The 365-nt window shown below is 70.1% G+C and carries 1 protein-coding gene; it reads left to right on the top strand.

Annotation, left to right across the window (positions count from 1 at the left end; genetic code table 11):
- On the top strand, nucleotides 1-365 hold a 365-nt coding region (locus tag AC1DHL_RS30190; RefSeq protein WP_478164393.1), incomplete at both ends, for a VOC family protein.

Below are 365 nucleotides of genomic sequence, written 5' to 3'. Positions count from 1 at the left end.
GTTCGGCTTCGTGCAGTCGGACAACTATCCGGAACGCGGCGCCTTCCTGCGCTGCGCGGCCGAGGGCGGCCACCACGACCTGTTCCTGCTGCAGCTGCCGCAGCCCAAGCGCGGCCTGAACCACGTCGCCTTCACGGTGCGGGACATCCACGAGGTCTTCGGCGGCGGCATGCACATGTCCCGCACGGGCTGGGACACCCAGCTCGGCCCGGGCYGCCACCCGGTCTCGTCCGCCTACTTCTGGTACTTCAAGAATCCGGCCGGCGGCCTGATCGAGTACTACGCCGACGAGGACCAGCTCGACGCCCACTGGGAGCCGCGCGCGTTCGAGCCGGGCCCGACCGTGTTCGCCGAATGGGCCATCG

Source organism: Variovorax sp. 10L426 (genome assembly GCF_056395305.1).
Note: the sequence above shows the minus strand (reverse complement) of the source record. Positions and strands in the feature narration are given on the sequence as shown.